Genomic DNA, 18,658 nt, shown 5'->3' on the forward strand with positions numbered 1-18,658 from the left:
GGTGCAACAGTGCTGCCTCCAAAAATTGACGCCCGGGACATCCCTGATCTGATCGCGCAAATGAAGGACATGGTGCCCTTCTATACGCCGGAGTGGCGCTTCACGCCGGAAGACCCGGATCCGGGCACGGCATTGTTTCTCATGTTTGCGGATATGTTCCACGACAACATCAAACGGCTGAATAAGGTGCCAACGAAAAACCTAATCTCGTTCCTCAACATGTTCGACGTGACGCTGCTGCCGGCAAGGCCCGCAAGTAGTTACCTCACGTTTGCGCTGAACGAGGGGACGAAGGAGTCGGTGTTCATTTCGGCGGGTACGCAGATTGGCGCTGCGCTGGAAGATGCCATGATCTTGTACGAAACGGCGCGCAGCGCGCTGCTGACGCCGGCCGTGATGACGAGCGTCTATGTCACCAGCGCGCGTCAGGATCGAATTTTGCGCATCGGCGACGACTTCTTGGCGGCAAGCCGTCAAGGGCTCGCGCTGCCGAAGAAGCTGTTTAATCTGCAGGAAGGCGAGGATCTTCAGGCGCATGCGATGTTTGTGGAGCATAGCGGACTGTTCACCGTGACGCATCCTGCACAGATTGAGATTGAATTCCGCAATTCGACGCGCCGTTTTGAAGAGCAGGATATTGCCGCTCAGCTTGCCGATCCGCTGCTCACGGAGTGGCTGTATGCCACAGCCGAGGGCTGGAAGCCTTTTGACCGCGTGGAGACGCAGGGGAACCGGGTCATTTTGCATAAAGACGTGCAGGCCGAGATCGCCCTGGCGGACGTGAACGGCATCGCCGGAAGATGGCTGCAATGCCGCTTGACGCCGCATTCCATGGAGCGCAAGTCGCTTGCGGAGAGCCGCTTGGCGATGGATCATATCGCTTTCAAAACTGATTACGCAGATACGCTGGAAACCGGCGGCATTGCACCTGATCAAATGTTTTATAACGATATTGATGCCGATCCTGCGGGCTTTTATCCGTTTGGCGATCAGTTCGCGTTATACGGTTCTTTCTATATTGGCAGCCAGGAAGTGTTTACGAAGACGGACGGAGATATTCGGCTGAGCTTCGGTTTGCAGGCGATTGAGAACCGTTTTGGGCCGGAAACGAAGGACAACATTGACTGGAAGCTCGTGATGAAGAAGTCCAAGTTCGACAAAGATCCGGTGAAGCACGTGACCGTGCTGCAAGTCGCTTGGGAGTATTGGAACGGTACGACGTGGGTCAGGCTCGATGTCCATAAAGACGCGGAGAAACTGTTCTATTACCCAACGGAGCGCAAAGTGCAAAAGGAAATCCGTTTCCGCTGTCCGATCGATTTACAGCCGACCTCGGTCAATGGCAATGAGAATCGCTGGATTCGGGCTCGTATTCTGCACATCGAGAACGCGTACGAGCCGCAGGCGCTGTACTTATCGCCTTGGATCGACGAGGTGCTGCTGACGTATGCGTATGATGATCGTCTGTACGAAGCGGAGCGCTGCCTCGCGTTCAATAACACGGTGTTTGAGGACCGGACGAAGCACAGCAGACAGCTGATGGGCGGATTTGAGCCGTTTCAACCGTTGGAAGGTCGGCACCCTGCGCTCCTCTTCTCGTTTGATACACAGCCGGTCAAAGGGCCGATTTCCCTTTTCGTATCGGTGAAGCAGCAGCGGTTCTCTGAGCACGATGTGCCGATGCTGGAATGGGAGTATTTGCGGGCAGGGCTGCTGCCGGGAACTCCGGCGGAGTGGACGGCGCTGAAAGTGATCGACGAGACGAACGGCCTGACGCAGAGCGGAACGGTGCAGTTTGTCGGGCCGGCCGATTTTGCGGAGGCGCCGCTTTTTGGGCAAACGGGGTATTGGATTCGCGCGGTAAACCGGGATGATTTGTACGAGGATCTGACAGGCCGCATTCATATTCCGACGATTCAGGGTTTTTATATGAATACGGTGCGGATTTTGCAGCAGGAGACGATTACGGGCGAAATTCCGGAAGTGAAGGACCTGGATGAAACGGAATATCAATTGAGCCGGACAGGCATCGTGTCGGAGGAGGTCTGGATCGACGAAACCGACTATGTTACGGAGGAAGAGCTTGCTGAATATGAGCAAGTTGGAACGCCGCTGACGGATGTGCGCCGGGATACAGACGGCAATCTGCTGAACGTTTGGGTGCGCTGGACGGAAGTTCGCGATTTGACGGAATCCGGTTATCGGGACCGGCATTATGTGATTGACCGCACGTTCGGCCGCATTCGCGTCGGTGACGGTGTGCATGGGATGCGGCCGCCGAAGGGCGGGCTTGAGCAGATGAAGGTGAACTATCAGGTCACGGCAGGTCAAATCGGCAATGTCGGTGCACGGCAGATCAATCAGATGCAGGATTCGATCGCTTTTGTCGGGGAAGTGTACAACCCGGAACCGGCGTCCGGAGGCTGTCAGGCCGAGAAGCTGGAGGCGGCGCTTGTGCGCGGACCTGAGCTGCTCAAGCATCGGAATCGGGCGGTTTCCGCCAGGGATTACGAGTGGCTGGCGCGCGAGGCGTATCCGAACATTGCCAAGGTGACGTGCATTCCGAACATGAACGCCTATATGGAAAAAGAGATCGGCGCGATGACGCTCGTCGTGCTGCCGAAGGAAGGCCAGCTCGGCAGCGCTTCGTTCCCGGAACTGAAGAAGCAGGTGGAGCGGTTTATATTGAAACGCGCCTCAGGTCTCGTTGCATTCCCGGAGCGCTTGCAAGTGATCGAGCCGGTCTATATGGAAATCTCCGTCTCCGCCATCGTGGCGGTGGAGGGCATGGATGCCGTCGTGCAGACGGAAATCCAGGCGTTGGACAAGTTGACGCGGTTTCTTGATCCGCTGACAGGCAATTTTGATCAGAAGGGCTGGGCGATCGGTCAGCAGATCCATCCTTCCGTCTTTTATGCGCTGCTGAAGTCGATTCGGACGATCAGTCACGTCGAGAAGCTGTACATGACCGTGTACAAAATCGAGGATGGCGAGCGCACGGAGCTTGACGTGAATCGTCTGCCTTCCCTGCCGCACGGCATTGTCGTCAGCGGGAAGCACAAAGTGGTTGTGAACGCATTATAGAGCGCATATTTCGCAAAAAGGAGGTGAGCACAAGTGCTGCCAATCCCGAATTTGGATGATCGGATGTTCGAGCAGATGGTGCTGGAAGCACGGAAAACGATTCCGAAGCTGTACCCGGAATGGACCGATGAGAACGAGCATGACCCCGGTATTACGCTGCTACAGCTCATGGCTTGGGTGACCGAGATGCAGCAGTATTATTTGAACCGGGTGACGGAGCGCAGCGAACGGAAGTTTCTCAAGTTGCTCGGCATCCACCCGCAGCCGGTGAAGTCGGCAGAGTGCGAGGTGACGTTTACCGGCGCGGCGCAGCAGCTTGTGCTCCCGAAAGGCACGCCGCTGACGGCGATGGATCTGCATTTTGAGACGTTGGACACGCTGGATCTGGTGCCTGCGGTGCTGGAAAAGGTGCTCGTTCGCACGGAGACCGCCGCTGCGGACTACAGCTCGAACAATCAGGCGAAAATTGCCTTCTATTCGTTCGGTGCGGAGGCGCGCAAAGGGGCGCATTTGTACTTGGGTTTCGATCGGGCGCTGCCGGTGGGTACGGAAATTTCCCTGCACGTTCAGCTCTATGATCGCTATCCGGTGGGGATGAGCCAGGCCGAGTCCCGGTCGGGGCTGACGCTGTCGACGGCGCGCGTCGTCTGGTCTTATGCCGGCGCGGGCGTGGGTGGGCAGTCGGAGAGCTGGCTGCCGGTGGACAGTGTGAGCGATGCGACGGTGCATTTCACGCAGAGCGGCGAGATCAAGCTGCAGCTCCAGTCGGAGATGAAGCCGATGTCGCTGTATCCGGCGGATGACCGCAGCCGGTACTGGCTCTGCTGTACACTGGAGGAGGACGGCTATGAGCTGTCGCCAAAAATCGAGAAGGTGACACTGAATACGGTGCGCGCCGCAGAACAGATGACGTACAGCGAGGTGACGTCGTGGAACAGCTCCGGCGAGCCGGGGCAAGAGTTCGAGGCGAGCTCTTACCTTGCGTATACCGGCCTGCACACGGTGCAGGTGCGGGACGAGCTAGGACGCTGGCGCGACTGGCATGTTGTCGCGGATTTGGGGGCCTGCGGCCCGGCCGATCGATGCTGCGAGTTGCACCAGGATTCGGCCCGCCGGACGACCCGGCTTCGCTTCGGCAACGGGACGCACGGGCTTGTACCGCCGCAAGGCGCGAAACAGGTGCGGCTTGTGGCATACACGGCTGCGTTCGACTACAGCCGGTACGTGGGCAGTACGAAGGGTCTGCCTGGCCAGACGCTGGAAATCTCGCGCGGGCGTGTGTACAAGCCTGACAGCCTGCTGTTGCAGGTCGGGTATATCCCACGCGGTGAAGACAGCGTCGTCTGGGAGGACTGGACGGCCGTGGACGACTTCGATAATTCGAAGTCGACGGACCGTCACTACGTCTACGACGCTGGGGAAGGCACGATCCGCTTCGGGAACAACGAAGCGGGGCTCGTCCCGCGCAAGGCCGGGGAACCGAACATTCGGTTCCTGGCGCTGCAAGCGGGCGGGGGTGTGCGCGGCAACGTCAAGGCGGGGCTCGTGACGGGCATGACGGCGGCTGCGACGGGGGACCCGGGCGTCAGCGTGACGAATCCGTTCCCGGCGCGTGGCGGCCTCGAGGCGGAGACGCTCGCGCAGGCGAAGCTGCGCGTGCAGCGCGAGCTGGCCGCGCCGACGCGCGCGGTGACCGCCGAGGACTACGAGGCGATCGCGAAGACGGCGCCGGGGCTGCGCGTGGCGCGGGTGAAAGCCATCCCGTTGTATAAACCGGGGATGCGGGATTTTCCGCGCGTCTCGGCGCAGGCGCAGATGACGGTGGTTGTCGTGCCGTACAGCGAGAGTGACAAGCCGCGTGCGGGCAAGGGCTTTTTGCAGACGATCAAGATGCATTTGGAGCGGTACCGGCTTCTTACGACGGAATTGCATGTGATTCCGGCGGAATATATTAAGGTAACGGTTCACGCGGTCGTCGTGATGGAACCGAAATATAAGAGCGAACAGCGAGCGATTTTGCTGGAGCTGAAGAAGCTCCTGCAGCCGATGGACCGCGGGCAGGGTGCGGAGGGCTGGCGTTTTGGCCGGACGGTGTACAAAGGCGACATCTACGGTGTCATTTCCAAGATGAAAGGCGTCGCCTACGTGCAGGACATTTGGCTCGACGCCGAGGGCGAGGGCTTCCACAAGGACGGCGCCGGGGATATTCATATCCCGCCGTACGCGCTGGTCTACTCCGGCGATCACGAGGTGGAGACGATCGGGATTACGGATTTGTAACGGGATAGCGGCTCAGCGCACAGTACACATAGGTGCTGCAGCCGAGTGCCTGCTGAGTTAAGAGTGGTTTACCCCCGCTATTTTCTGAAAAGTTGCGCGCAAGTGAGAAATAAGGGTGGTAAACCCCTGCTTATAGGTGGGGAGGGCTCGGATGACATGCGTTTCCAACTAGTTAAGAGTGGTTAACCCCCGCTATTTTCCGAAAAGTGGCGCGAAAGTGAGAAATAAGAGTGGTAAACCCCTGCTAATGGGTGGGGAGGGCTCGGATGACGTGCGTTTCCAACTAGTTAAGAGTGGTTTGCCCCCGCTATTCACCGAAAAGTGGCGCGAAAGTGAGAAATAAGAGTGGTAAGCCCCTGCTAATGGGTGGGGAGGGCTCGGATGATGTGCGTTTCCAACTAGTTAAGAGTGGTTCACCCCCGCTATTCGACGAAAATTGGCGCGAAAGTGAGAAATAAGGGTGCTAAACCCCTGCTAATGGGTGGGGAGGGCTCGGATGACGTGCCTTTCCAACTAGTTAACAGGGTTTACCCCGAACGATCTAAGAAACGAGGTGACGAACGATGCAGGATGGACAAACGTTTTTTTCGCTGAACAAGCGGTTGGATTGGGAGCAAGGCTATGATGCGAATATTGCGATGTCGGATCAGGGCTTTTCGATCCAGCAAACGGACAAATACAGCATTCACCGCATCGTTCGCACGGATGAGCTGGAGGGCATTCCCGGCATCGTCGATATGACGGTGGGACCGGGGCGCAAGCTGATTCTGCTCGACGAGTCGGCGAGCGTGTGGGTCTATGACGACGAAAGCCGCCATCGCGAGCTGCTGTTCCGTCACGGTCACGAGCTGTTCAGTCCGCAAGCGATGCTGGCGTCGATGGCCGATCTGCTCGTCATCGCAGATGCGCATGAAGGCAGTGAACGCAGGCTGGCCGTGTACGCGATCTCCAATGGCCAGACGATGTGGGCGGTGCAGGAATGGGAAGGGCTGAAGCTGTATCCGCTGGCCGTAAATACGAAGTTAAAAACCGCCAATCTGCTGTACGTAACGGTGCCACTGGACATTGAGATTGGTATGAATGGAAGACCCGAAGTCCCGCCGGGCGGCCGGATCGGCATTATGCAGTGGAGCTCGGCCGGGGAGGTGCTCCGCGTGTTCGAGCACGAGGCGCTGAGCATGACCGAAGCGACCCCGCTCTCAAAGCTGCATGACCGCTATTATACGGCGGCGGCCGACGGGACGCTGGCGCTGCTCGATACGCAGCTGCGAACGGTCACCGTTTTCCATGAGGATGGGCGGGAACCGCTGCTTTTTCAGCTGGAGCAGGAGGGGCGCTTTGCCGGAATTTCCATTGATACGAATCATAATCTCTATATAGGGGATAGCGGATATGCGCAGCAGGAGGGCGTGACGGAGCGGTTCATTCTCAAATACCGCGGCAACGGCATCCCGGCAGACAAAGTAACAGGCTTCCGCGGTCGGGCGGATAAAATGACGATGGACAGCCGCGATCGGCTATACGTATTCGACCGGCTCAGCGGGCAGATTACGCTGCTGGATCTCCGGGCGCGTACGATGCTGCTAGAGGGCAGCCAGCTGCCGGAAGCCGTGTACTTTTCGGCGGATCTGGATACGGGCGATACGGAGACGATCTGGCACAAAATCCGACTCGAAGCCAACATTCCCGAGGAGACGCTAGTGCGGTTTTCGTATTTTGCCTCGGATGAAAGTGAAGGGTTGATTGACGGGGATTACCTCAATTACACGAGCTACCTGACGGACCCGACGATTCCGGTTCAGACGAAGCTGATGGCGACAGCGGGACTATGGTCTGAGCCGATTCTGAATCCGAAGGATGCGCTGATTGACGCGCAGGGGCGGTATCTCTGGTTCAAAATCGAGCTGATCGGCAGCGAGCAGAAAACGCCGTTCATTCGCAAGCTTCGCGTCTACTTTCCGCGGACTTCGCTGATTCAGTATTTGCCGCCGATGTACCAGCAGGACGATACGCACAGCCCATTTCTAGAGCGGTTCCTGGCGATGTTCTCCACGTTTTTTGACGATATGGAGGATAAGATTGACCGGATTTCGTCGCATTTTGACCCGGATGCGGTGTCGGGGACGTATCTCGAGTGGCTGGGCGGCTGGCTGGCGATCACCGAACATGAGGCGTGGGGCGAGAAGAAGCTCCGCGAGCTGATCAAACGGGCGCCGGAGCTGTATAAGCTGCGGGGGACGCGCGAAGGCCTCCTGAACATGCTGCAGATTTATACGGGAACGGAAGCGTTCATTCTCGAATACTTCCAGTTCAGGCAGATGCAGGAGACGTCGGAGCTGCGGAAGCTTTTTGCCCAGTTGTATGGGGATAATCCGTATACGTTCTGCGTGCTGCTGAAGCCGGAATGCGTGCGAACCGACGCGCAGCGGCTCATTGTAGAGTCGATCATTGAGGATCAGAAGCCGGCATATACCGAAGGCAAGCTGATCGTGCTGCAGCCTTGGATGTACGCGGATATGCATACGTACCTGGGTATCAATACGTATTTGTCGGAACCTACGTTATTAACCCTCGATCAGCGCTCGTCGATGCCGTACAATACGGTGCTGATCGATGTGGATCGCGATAAACGCATGGACATTCATACACGCTTGGGACTGGATTCCGAAATCGAATAAAGGGTGAGTCAGGAAGGTGAGGGGACCGTTATGAGAAAATCACGTTATTATCCGTTTGAGCGCAATCGGTATTTTTATGGGAAGCTGCTGACCGTCAGAGATTTTGAGTCCGAGCAAAAATATTTCAACGACAAGCGCCGCATGATGAATCGTCTGCTGCACGGCTCCGGGGTTGTGACCGGCTTGCAAGTCGTTGCGGTGGATGAGAAGTCCGTCTCCGTGGAAATGGGCGCCGCGATCGACAGCTTGGGCCGTGAGATTGTCGTGCCGTCGCCGATGACGATGAAGCTGTCCATGATGGATGGGTTCACGAACAATCAGTATGCGAAGAACGTCTATCTGTGCATTGCTTATGACGAGAAAGACAAAGAACCGGTCCACGCGGTGGCCAATTCTTCCGTGCGTTCCGACGAAATTAACGACTACAACCGCGTCCTCGAGAGCTACCGTCTCTTCATCCGCGAGACGGCGCCGGATCCGGCCTCGCTGCCGCTGGCCAACCTCGCTGACCAGACGGTTGTCGTGTATCAGGATGCGCACGTGCGCGTGCTGCAAACGACGCCGCGCTACGTGAATCCGGGGCAGCTTTTTGAAATGACGCTGCGCTTCGAGAAGACGCTGAAAGCCGGCAGGCTCTCGTTCCGTTACGAGCTGGCGGGACAGCGTGTGGAAGCGATGGAGGGCAGCTCGGTGGTCGAGTTCCTGGAGCCGCAGGACGGACAGGAGAGCGAGTACGAGATGAAGGTGCTGCTTCGCGCGGACAGCACCGCTGGTGTGAAAGCGACGGTCGGCGTGCAGCCGGACACGGCAGCGCTGAAACTGGACGATCGGCAGTTGGAGCTGCCGGCGCAAAATCTCGGAGAGATCCAGATCGTGAACACATCGGTGAACGAACGGTTGATGTCCGATTTTGTGAAGCAGTCGCTGGAAGCTTCGTTGGAGGCGCCGTCGGAGCCGTGCATTTATTTGGCAAAGATTTGCCTGATTCAGGTCGGGCCGACGTATGTGATCGAGAGCGTGGAGCAGGTGCCGTTCGGCGAGTACGTGTACAACACATCCGTGATGTACCGGTTGAGCCAAGCGAACGCGTACCGCGACGAGACGGCGGGACAGCTGGTGACGAAGTCCAAGGTCAAGACACTTGCGCCCGGCCAGCCGCCTGAGCTGAAGGTCAACTACGATCCGAAGATCAGCGAGCTGTCGGTCGATCTGGGCATTCCGGCGGGCGGCGGCACAGGCCTTGCCGGCATTGTCAGCGGCTTCGTCGATATTCCGATCGAGCCGTTCACGAAAATTGCGGTGTCCCCGTTCGGACGGGCGACGAAGAGCTTTTTCTCCGGCGAGATCGCGCACGGCCTTGGCGAAGGCAACGTGTTGATCGTTACGAGCCTGGAGGAGCGGAGCGAGGATGCGTTCTCGGATATGTTATCGAGTGATGAACGCGTCTACGGCGGGGCTTCGGAAGTGTTCAAAGGCAGCGAGTTTGAACCGGACGCCCCGGAAGTGAAGATCGGCACGATCGCTTACCCGCAAAAAGGCACCTTCCGCATCGGCGTGAAGGTGCAGCAGTCCGGCGAGCCCGGGAACGTGCGCGTACGCTGGTGGGCGTACAGCGCGGAGATGGCGGGCTCATCCGCCAGCCGCAGCGATGAGGTCGATTCGATCGACCAGGCGCTGTCGGCCATGCGCGAAGCGGCGTCGGCGGGTAGCGACGCAGAATAACATAGGAGCTAAGCACAGCGATGTGCTTGGCTTCTTTTTTTGCCGTTAGGCGCGAGGTTGCTAGAATATTGGCGAAAATTACCGTTTTCGTAACACATGTGTACGTTTTTCGAAACAACACCAAGTATAATGTAGGTATTAAGTCTGAATATTTAGTTATTTATACCCAGGTCAAATAAATGGTTGCTTGCGGGCTGCTCAGGAGGCGAAGAACACATGCAGAAAGTTGATGATACTCCCTGGAAATGGGGCTTTACAATTCGAAAGAAGCTTTTGGCCTTTTGTCTATTGTTGTTGTTGATCCCTACGCTTTCACTATCAATAAACAGTTACTTTGACGCCAAAAATGAAACCGACAAGCTCATTGAGAAGAATCTGGAAAACAGCGTCAAATTGATGGTTCAGAATATCAATCAACTAAATGAATTGGTGAAGAACGGTCAATTGACGAAAGAGCAAGCGGAAGAAGATGCGAAGCTCATCATGCTGGGCAGTAAGCAGGCGGATGGGACAAGACCGATTAACCGCAATATTAACATGGGTGAGAATGGCTATTATTTTGTGCTGAACGACAAGGGCGATTTGCAGGCGCATCCGAGTCTGGAAGGCCAGAATATTTGGGATAAAAAGTCGTCGGACGGCATTTATTACATCCAGGAAATGATCAAACAAGGTCAAAATGGCGGCGGGTTTACGTTCTACAATTGGCCGTTGCCAGGCAGCGACAAGGAAGCGCTGAAGATCGCCTATGCGCTCAAAGTGCCGGATTGGAATTGGATTGTTGCGGCGGGATCCTACTATCAGGACTACAATGACGGCCAGAAGCGCATGCTCCATTCCACGATCACGACGCTGCTCATTTGTCTGATCCTGGGGACGCTGGGCGTTATCCTTTTCTCCAATCACATTTCCGGCCCGATTAAAAAGATTGCCGCCGAAGCCCGGAAGGTTGCGGCAGGCGACCTGACTTCAGATAGCTTGCGTATCAAGAACAGGGATGAAATTGGCAAGCTGGCCAGCGATTTCGCGACGATGAGCACGAATTTAAAATCGCTCGTAAAGCAAGTCGTACACAGCTCGGATCAAGTATCCGCAGCTTCGGAGACGCTGCAGTCCTCGATTGAAGAAACGACACAAGCTTCAAGGAATATTGCGGAGTCCACGCAGCATATTGCCACAGGCATCGAAACGCAAGCGATGAGCACGGAGCAAAGCTCCAGAGCGATGGAAGAAATGACGCAGGGGATTCTGCGAATTGCCGATACCTCTTCACAAGCCTATGAAACGTCGATTCAATCGAAAACGGAAGCGGAATACGGCTTCGGGCTGATTGAGCAGTCGATTGCCAAAATGCAGTCCGTGCAGCAAGCGGTCAACAATATCTCCAAGGTGATGGAGACGCTGAATGTGCGCTCCCAGGAAATTAGCGGCATCGTCACTGTGATGTCGGATATCGCTTCGCAAACGAGCCTGCTGTCGCTGAATGCGTCCATTGAGGCGGCTCGGGCCGGGGAGCAGGGCCGAGGTTTTGCGGTTGTTGCATCCGAGGTGAAAAAGCTGGCCGAAATGTCGAAGAATTCTTCCGAGCAGATCAACGAGCTTGTCAGTCAAGTGCAGACGGACATTGCGTCCGCTTCCAGCTCGACCGTCCAAGGCATCGACGAATTCCAGCAAGGCATGCTGGCGATCGAGCAGACGGGAACCGCTTTTGCTAAAATTGTGGAAACGGCCCAAGGGGTTGTGAGCCAAATACAGGAGGCTTCGGCGGCAGCGGAGCAAATGTCGGCAAGCTCCGAAGAGATCACGGCGTCTTTGCAGGAACTAGACCGCATTGCCGGACAGTCGGCCAAAAGTTCCGAGACAATTACCGCCGCTACGGAAGAACAAATGGCCACAATCGATGAGATCGCGCAATCCTCCAGTTCGCTTAACCAAATGGCGACGGCGCTCAAGGAGATGGCGCATCAGTTTCAAATTAAGGAATAAGGTGAGAAGGAAGCAAAAAAGAGCAGCGGCTAGAGATACATCCTAGCTGTTCTGCTCTTTTTTGCGTTTATGCTGCCTTGTTACGTGTGCTGATCGCTATGCCAAAGGCTTTGTTTGAAGGGAACTCTTCCCGTTCTTTGCTACAGCGTGCTTGAAGCCTGAACCAGAAGATCAGCTAGGAGACCGTAATCAGGTGTATCCTCTTTACGGATTTTCAACCATTTCCTCTCTTCTGGTCCCTCAAATCCTTTCGGGAATGAAAGGCCGGAAGCATTCATGATCATGAATGCAATGGCATCTTTCGATGGGGAGATAACCGCTGCATACTGTCCATGTTTCAGGAAATGGGGCTTCTTGTATTGAATGCGTTCTTCGACTTCCGGTATAACCTGATGTACGATCTGGCGTAGTTGGTTGCTAACTTCGATTTGCCAAGGCTGACTAAGGTTATCGATAAAAGCGGAAACTTCCTGATTCATCATTCCTTATACAACTCCTTTTCACGGTTTATTTAAGAAAGGGATAGAGACCTGACGAAGATTTTCACGTTCTCTTGTATGAACTGATCGAGGTTGATATGAGGATAATTGTTACCAGCTTCCAGATCGTTCATGAAAGCTCCATATTGAGCCATCATGAAGGTAAACGCCTGCATGGTGGGGTTCGAACAAGCTATTTTTCCTTTTCCGCTCATAGTAACGAAGTAATCTGTCAGAAACGTCAGCAGTTGTCGAGGGTGTTGCAGTCGACGTTCTTTAAAGCCGGGAATATGCACCTCGTCTTTTAAGGCAATCAGAATTAGCTTTCGGTCTCGGTTCATGATGTCATGATATTTTTTACTGATGGTTAATAGATCAACTTCTAGCTCCCATACAAGTTGTTCGTTGAAGAGTACTCGCATCTCTTCGGCATACTGAAATCGTTCAAGGGCGGATTCAAGCAAATTTTGTTTGCTGCCAAAATGTCGAAAAAGCGTCTTTTCGCTTAAATCGGCACATGAGGCGATTTCTTCTGTCGTGACGCCATGGTAGCCTTTCTCCGAGATCAGGTCGATCGCAGCTCGTAACAATTTCTCCGCGCTCCCTTGCTTAGTTTGACGCATGATCAACTCCCTTTCCGCAGAATAATGTCTGTCAGTGGTGACTGACATTATTGTATTTGAAATTTAACCTCAAGTCAAGAGGCCTAGGGGAGAAAATGGCGGGAATTGGATAATATGCCCCGGGCTGCAAATACTAAGCAAAACTATGCAGTTGAAAGGCGGGAAGCGGCATGAATAACGAATCGGCAGAATCGGTCTCGGCGGATCTGGAGACGAATATTCGGCTTCTTACTCAGCAATTTCAGGCTTCCGAAGATTTGCACACTAGAGCTTTTCATTATCATGGGCGCCAAGGATGCCTCTTGTACCTTGTCTCTTGTACGGATAAAGAGAAATTGCAATCGGATATTCTAAAGCCGTTACTGCAAGCTCAGGAGGGCAGGATCATCGATGCGCTGCCGGTACTGAACCTTGCGGCACTGTTCGATTTCAAAGCTGCTTCTGCTGCGATGCTGCAGGGCCAATGCGCCATTTTGCTTGATCATACAGCGGAAATTGTTGTGGCGGATGTGAGTGCCTCCGCGGAGCAGTCGGTGACGGCGCCACATAATGAACAGACGATTCGCGGTTCCCAAGAAGGATTCGTGGATGAAATAGGCACGAATATGCAGCTCATCCAGAAGCGGCTTAAAACAACCCGTTTCCTTCACCGTCAGTTTATGCTGGGCCAGGAAAGTCCAACGATCGTCAAGCTGCTCTACGTGGAGGATTTTGCTGATCCAGCGGTGATTGACAAGATTTCTGAGCGGCTGCTGTCCCACCGGGACACCATGCTGAAATCGCCCGGTCAACTGATGAACCGGCTGGAAGGCAGCCGGTTGTCGCTTTTCCCCCAGCTGCTGCTCACCGAACGGCCGGATACGACGGCAGCGCATTTGATGGAAGGCCGCGTCGTACTGTTAGTGGACGGCAGCGCGTTTGCTGTGATCATGCCGGCAACTTTTTTTATGTTTTTTCAGGCGGCCGATGACTTTAATGAACGTTGGTGGAACGGCACCGTCTTTCGGATCTTTCGCATGATCAGCTTTATACTGGGGATCTCTATGCCCTCCATCTATATCGCGATCGTCTCCAAGCATTTCGATGTGCTTCCGATTGATCTCGTATTTTCCCTCAAAGCCTCGCTCGAAAATATCCCGTTCAGCCCGCTGATGGAAGCGCTGTTCATGACGATTGTGCTCGACTTGCTCCGCGAAGCGGCGATTCGGCTGCCCCAATCCATTGCCACCACGCTTTCAATCGTTGGAGGTCTCGTCATTGGCAGCGAGGTGGTCAACGCGAATCTGGTTTCGACGACGATGATTGTCGTGATTTCGCTTACGGCTGTCGCTTCCTTCAGTATTCCTTCACACGAGATGCGTCTTGCGATTCGCCTGATTGGCTTTCCTATGATGATTGCAGCCTCGCTGCTCGGTTTCGCGGGGATCGCGTTCAGCTTTAGCTTCATTCTCATGCATTTAAGCAAACTGGAGACGTTTGGTATGCCTTATTTTTACCAGGCGACGCCTTTCAAGCCGCGAAAGCTGCTTAGCGCACTTGTGCAACTGCCGGGTCGTATTTTTGGCAAACGGCGGCCAGAAAGGGGCTCCTCATGACGCGCACTCAATCATTTGCTTTTATCTTGCAGACGCAGATCGGCATCGCGGTGCTGTCCGTTCCTTATGATTTACACAAATCTGCAGGTGCGGACGGTTGGATGTCCGTCCTTATCGCCGGCGCGATCGTGCAGTTGATCCTGTGTGCCTATGTGCTGCTATGCAAAAGGTTTCCCCAACATAACCTGTTCGATTTTGCTCCGATCATTCTCGGGCAATGGCTTGGCAAAGTGGTCAATGTGGCTTATATAGCGCATTTTTTGCTGACGACAAGTCTTATTGTCCTCATGGAGATGACCTTCGTCGAGAAGTGGATTCTGCCCTTCACCAATCCGTGGTTGGTGCTAGTGGCGAATTGCATCGTGTGTACGTATCTGGCCAAAGAGCCGATCCGGATCATCGCCCGCTACAATGTGCTGATGACATTTCTGATTGTCGTGATGCTGAGCATTATGATGACCAGCTTTCGGTCGGTAGATTTCCGCTACTTGCTGCCGATCGGGCAAAGTGGCTGGTCGGGGGTGATGGCGGGCGCTAAGAGCTCGTTTTTGTCCTTTCTCGGATTTGAAGTGATGCTGGTACTGAGTGGAGATGTTCGCTCCGCAGGGAAGAGTTTTATGCCGCCTCTGCTGTGGGCGAATGGGCTTGCAACGCTCTTTTTCCTGCTTATCGTGCTGGTCAGCTACCTCAATTTCAGTCAGGAAGCGCTCGATTTCATTCCGCAGCCGGTTCCGTATTATTTGAATGGCATCTCGCTGCCTTTTCTGGAAAGGCTTGATCTGTTGTTTTTGTCGATCTGGCTTGTCAAGGTGACAGCGACGTTAATCAGTTATTTTTATTGCGCGGGAAAGGGGCTCAGCCAACTGTTTCATCTCCGGCATCATGCGAAAGCGATTTATGTCCTCGTACCTCTGGTCTGTGCACTGGGCTTTCTCTGGCGATCGGAAGAGAGGATGGAGATCCTTGGGAAAATCGTAGAATATGAGAGCTACATCATCCTGGGAATCCCGATTTTGCTGCTCTTATTGGCATGGCTGCTTGGGAAAAGGGGGCAAGTACTTGCATGAAACTGGCTGCTGTTAGTGTGCTGTTGCTGCTGATGCTCACTGGATGCACCGCTGAGAATCAGTTGAAAAATTTGCAATTGGTCTACGCTACCTCAATCGATATCAACGACAACAACGATATTGTCGCAACCGTCACGATTCAATCGCCGGGCGGTAAGGAGCGCAATGTGCCCGAGCATGAGATTATAAGCGCGACGGGGGCGACGATGCAAGAGGCGCTCAATAACAAAATCGGTCAGCAAATCGCTGGCACGATCGGTACCTCGAAAAATCAGGTCATGCTGCTTAGCGAAAGACTGGCAAAACAGGATTTGACGGAAATTTTGGATTCTGCGGTTCGTCTATCCGATGATCCGATGCTGGCGAAGGTGGCGATTGTACGGGGCGACTCCAGCGATCTGATTCGTTTGAAAAGGGTCGGCTCGGCAACGGCTGGCGAATATTTGCGGAAAATCATTCAAAGCGCCCGCCACGATTCCATTATTCCAGCGATGACGCTCCACACTTTGTTTCCGTTATTGCACGATAACGGGCGGGATGCGGTGCTTCCGATTCTGAAGAAAGAAGGGGATAAAGCTGTAGTAGATGGGATGGGGCTGCTTCACAAACGCAAATTTACGGGGTATACACTGACATCGAAACAATCGACACTGGCCTTACTGCTGAACGACAACAAGGGAAAAACCTGTGTAATTACCCGCAGGGTGAAAGTAGATGACAACGAAGGTCCAGGGGATTACATGGGGCTGAACATTGTTAATCTGAAGCGAAAGAAGCAGGTTTGGTTAGATGACAGCGGGCAGGTGCAAGTTCGTTTTGTCGTGAAAATGAAAGCTTCCATCCTTGAATATGCCGATAGCTCACATCTGGCCGGCGAATATGATACGAAGGAGCTAGGCAAACGCTTCTCGGAAATTTTGATGGAGGATGCGCAGGGCATTTTCAAGCAGCTGCTGAAATCACATTCCGATGCGTACGGGATCGCGCGCGATATTATGGCTCATTACCCGGAGGCATGGGCGAAGATGGACTGGGAAACGGAATATCCGAAAACGAATTTTCAAGCGCAAATTGCGGTGGAAATTGTTTCGAAGGGGATTATTAATTAGAGCGCTCCCGCTGCTGCCGGTACTGCCGCGGCGTCATGCCTTTGATGTGCTGAAAGGTGCGGGCAAAAGTCGGGTACGAGGAGAACCCCGATTCGTAACCGACTTGCGCAATCGGCAGTTCGGAGGATAGGAGCAGGGAGCAGGCATGCCGGATTCGGAGCTCGTGCAGGAAATCGACGAAGTGGATGCCCATGCAGGCGCCAAAATCCGTGCTCAGCTGCGTCGGATGGATGTGAAACCGCTCGGCCAGCAGCGTCAAGGACAGCGGCTCCAAGTAATGGTCGTACACGTACTGTACGATCGCCCAGAAGCTTCGGCCCGGCGCAGGGGGCGGCTCCGGCTGGACCGCCGCCGGGGTATCTTGAAGCCCGCTGCTTCGTACATAGAGGGACAAGGCTTCGAGCAGCAGCGCCCGCAGCATGATCGGCTTCCAGGCCAGGGCAGATTCATACTCCTGATAGAGCTTGTCCCATAAGCGGAGGCATTCCTCATAGGCTTGTCCTTCCACTTGGACATAGGGCGGCAGACCATTTTCGCGTCCGGCGAACAGCGCCTGCAAGCCCCAGGCCGATTCAGGCCCGGCAGTGAGCAGCTTCATGTCAAAATTGCATATGTACATGAGCAGATTTTCATTGGGATCAGCCCGATATTCGTGAATCTGATAAGGCAGCAGTAAACAGATCGTCCCGCGGCGCATCTCATGCCGGGTGTCGTTGATGCGTTCCGTCCCCGTCCCTTCCAGCACCAGTGAAAATTCAATAAAATCGTGCCGGTGCGCGGGGACCGAGGTGTAGCTCTTTTTTTTCATATAAAAGGGAAACTGCGAATCGATATTGGGATATTCGAACAAGTATTCGGGATACATCAGAACGTCGCCTCCGATACAGACCATGGTAGCCCCATTATACTTGCTCCGAATTCGTAAAGAAATAAGAGGTTTTCTAAAAATATGAAAGTTAGCCCGTTATTCGCTGCGCTACAATACAAGCAGGAGTTAACTACTGCATGCGCGGGCAGCGCACACATGAGAGGGCGAATCGAATGACGACAACACATACCGGCCGCAGCGCGTTTCATGGCATTCACACGGCGCTTCTGACGCCGATGCACGAGAACGGGGACATTGATTACGCATCGCTTCATCGTCTGGTGGAGCATCAAATTCAGCTGGGCATCCATGGCTTTTACGTCGGGGGCAGCACGGGGGAAGGCTTTATTCTGACGAGCGAGGAGCGCCAGCAGGTGCTCGAGGCCGTCGTTCAAGCAGCGGCGGGACGCGTCGCCATCATTGCGCATGTCGGCAACATCAGCACCAGGGAGTCGATCAAGCTGGCGAAGCACGCCGAGCAGGTGGGCGTCGATGCGATTTCCGCCGTGGTGCCGTTTTACTATAAAGTGTCCTTGAAGGAAATTCGCGAGCACTACGAAGCTATTATGGCGGCGGTATCGCTGCCGATGATCGTCTATCATTTCCCTGGGGCGACGGGAGTCAGCCTGTCGATGGATTTCTACGAGGAGATGAGCCGTCATCCGCAGTGCATCGGCGTGAAGTTCACATCGCTGAACCTTTTCGAGATGCAGCAAATTCGCGCCAGATGCGGGCCAGAGTTCCTCATCTTCAACGGGCACGATGAAGTGTATGCGAACGCGACGTATTCGGGCGCGGACGGCGCGATCGGCAGCACGTTCAATATGATGCCGGAATTATTCGTTCGACTGCGGGGCATCGTAACGTCGGCGGAACTGACACCAGTTGCGGCCGTACAGGCGCTGCAAGCGGAAGCGAATGCCGTGATCGCCCATATGATTCAATACGATGTGATTCCGTATGAGAAATACATGCTCTATCTCCAAGGCGTGATCGCAACGCCGGCGGTTCGTCAGCCGCTCAAGCAATTCACTTCGGAGGAGCGGGAGCAGTTAGCGGCCTTTTATCACAACAATGAGACGTTGCAGCGTTCCAATACATAAGACCAGAGCGGCAGCCAGAGCATCCGAGGCTGCCGTTTCTTGGCCTTGCGGGCCACAGTTCAAA

General features: G+C 54.6%; 12 protein-coding genes. 9 read left to right on the forward strand and 3 right to left on the reverse strand.

Annotation, left to right across the window (positions count from 1 at the left end; genetic code table 11):
• The first annotated feature begins 9 nt into the window (after nucleotides 1–9).
• From ABE504_RS00245 to ABE504_RS00265, 5 genes are all read left to right on the forward strand, one after another.
• Entirely contained in the window at nucleotides 10–3,084 is a 3,075-nt protein-coding gene (locus tag ABE504_RS00245) for a putative baseplate assembly protein (RefSeq protein WP_430082824.1), read from the forward strand.
• Between the two features lie 33 nt (nucleotides 3,085–3,117).
• Nucleotides 3,118–5,364, forward strand: a complete 2,247-nt coding sequence (locus ABE504_RS00250; RefSeq protein WP_430082827.1) for a putative baseplate assembly protein — start codon at nucleotides 3,118–3,120, stop codon at nucleotides 5,362–5,364.
• A gap of 563 nt (nucleotides 5,365–5,927) precedes the next feature.
• On the forward strand, nucleotides 5,928–8,042 hold the full coding sequence (locus tag ABE504_RS00255) for a phage tail protein (RefSeq protein ID WP_430082830.1): 2,115 nt from the start codon (nucleotides 5,928–5,930) through the stop codon (nucleotides 8,040–8,042).
• 30 nt (nucleotides 8,043–8,072) lie between these two features.
• Nucleotides 8,073–9,764, forward strand: a complete 1,692-nt coding sequence (locus ABE504_RS00260) for a hypothetical protein (protein WP_430082832.1) — start codon at nucleotides 8,073–8,075, stop codon at nucleotides 9,762–9,764.
• 216 nt (nucleotides 9,765–9,980) lie between these two features.
• On the forward strand, nucleotides 9,981–11,750 hold the full coding sequence (locus ABE504_RS00265) for a methyl-accepting chemotaxis protein (RefSeq protein WP_430082835.1): 1,770 nt from the start codon (nucleotides 9,981–9,983) through the stop codon (nucleotides 11,748–11,750).
• A gap of 140 nt (nucleotides 11,751–11,890) precedes the next feature.
• Here the strand turns inward: ABE504_RS00265 and ABE504_RS00270 are convergent, their stop codons facing one another.
• Together ABE504_RS00270 and ABE504_RS00275 are read right to left on the reverse strand one after the other, a co-directional pair.
• Nucleotides 11,891–12,229 carry a DUF1801 domain-containing protein gene (locus ABE504_RS00270; protein ID WP_430084699.1) on the reverse strand — a complete coding sequence of 113 codons (339 nt, stop codon included), beginning with the start codon at nucleotides 12,227–12,229 and terminating at the stop codon, nucleotides 11,891–11,893.
• A 32-nt stretch (nucleotides 12,230–12,261) separates the two neighbouring features.
• Entirely contained in the window at nucleotides 12,262–12,852 is a 591-nt protein-coding gene (locus ABE504_RS00275) for a TetR/AcrR family transcriptional regulator (RefSeq protein ID WP_430082838.1), read from the reverse strand.
• Nucleotides 12,853–13,022: 170 nt separating this feature from the next.
• Here ABE504_RS00275 and ABE504_RS00280 point away from each other — a divergent pair, with 170 nt between their 5' ends.
• The 3 genes from ABE504_RS00280 to ABE504_RS00290 are packed head-to-tail and all read left to right on the forward strand — an operon-like array spanning nucleotide 13,023 to nucleotide 16,623.
• The gene (locus ABE504_RS00280) at nucleotides 13,023–14,447 is read left to right on the forward strand and encodes a spore germination protein (RefSeq protein ID WP_430082841.1); all 1,425 of its coding nucleotides are present in this window, start codon (nucleotides 13,023–13,025) and stop codon (nucleotides 14,445–14,447) included.
• A complete protein-coding gene (locus ABE504_RS00285; RefSeq protein ID WP_430082843.1) occupies nucleotides 14,444–15,514 on the forward strand; it encodes a GerAB/ArcD/ProY family transporter in 1,071 nt (356 codons plus the stop codon). The genes ABE504_RS00280 and ABE504_RS00285 overlap by 4 nt, the downstream gene beginning before the upstream one ends.
• On the forward strand, nucleotides 15,511–16,623 hold the full coding sequence (locus ABE504_RS00290) for a Ger(x)C family spore germination protein (protein WP_430082846.1): 1,113 nt from the start codon (nucleotides 15,511–15,513) through the stop codon (nucleotides 16,621–16,623). Before ABE504_RS00285 ends, ABE504_RS00290 begins: the two co-directional genes overlap by 4 nt.
• Here the strand turns inward: ABE504_RS00290 and ABE504_RS00295 are convergent.
• Nucleotides 16,616–17,515, reverse strand: coding sequence for a helix-turn-helix domain-containing protein (locus ABE504_RS00295; RefSeq protein ID WP_430082849.1), 900 nt, complete (start codon nucleotides 17,513–17,515; stop codon nucleotides 16,616–16,618). The genes ABE504_RS00290 and ABE504_RS00295 overlap by 8 nt on opposite strands.
• A gap of 149 nt (nucleotides 17,516–17,664) precedes the next feature.
• On the opposite strand from ABE504_RS00295, the gene ABE504_RS00300 reads away from it, so the two are divergent.
• Nucleotides 17,665–18,594 (forward strand): N-acetylneuraminate lyase, encoded by a 930-nt coding sequence (locus ABE504_RS00300; RefSeq protein ID WP_430082852.1) that lies wholly within the window; start codon nucleotides 17,665–17,667, stop codon nucleotides 18,592–18,594.
• Nucleotides 18,595–18,658 lie beyond the last annotated feature (64 nt).

Source organism: Paenibacillus oryzisoli (assembly GCF_050467285.1).
Lineage (GTDB): Bacteria > Bacillota > Bacilli > Paenibacillales > NBRC-103111 > Paenibacillus_E > Paenibacillus_E oryzisoli_A.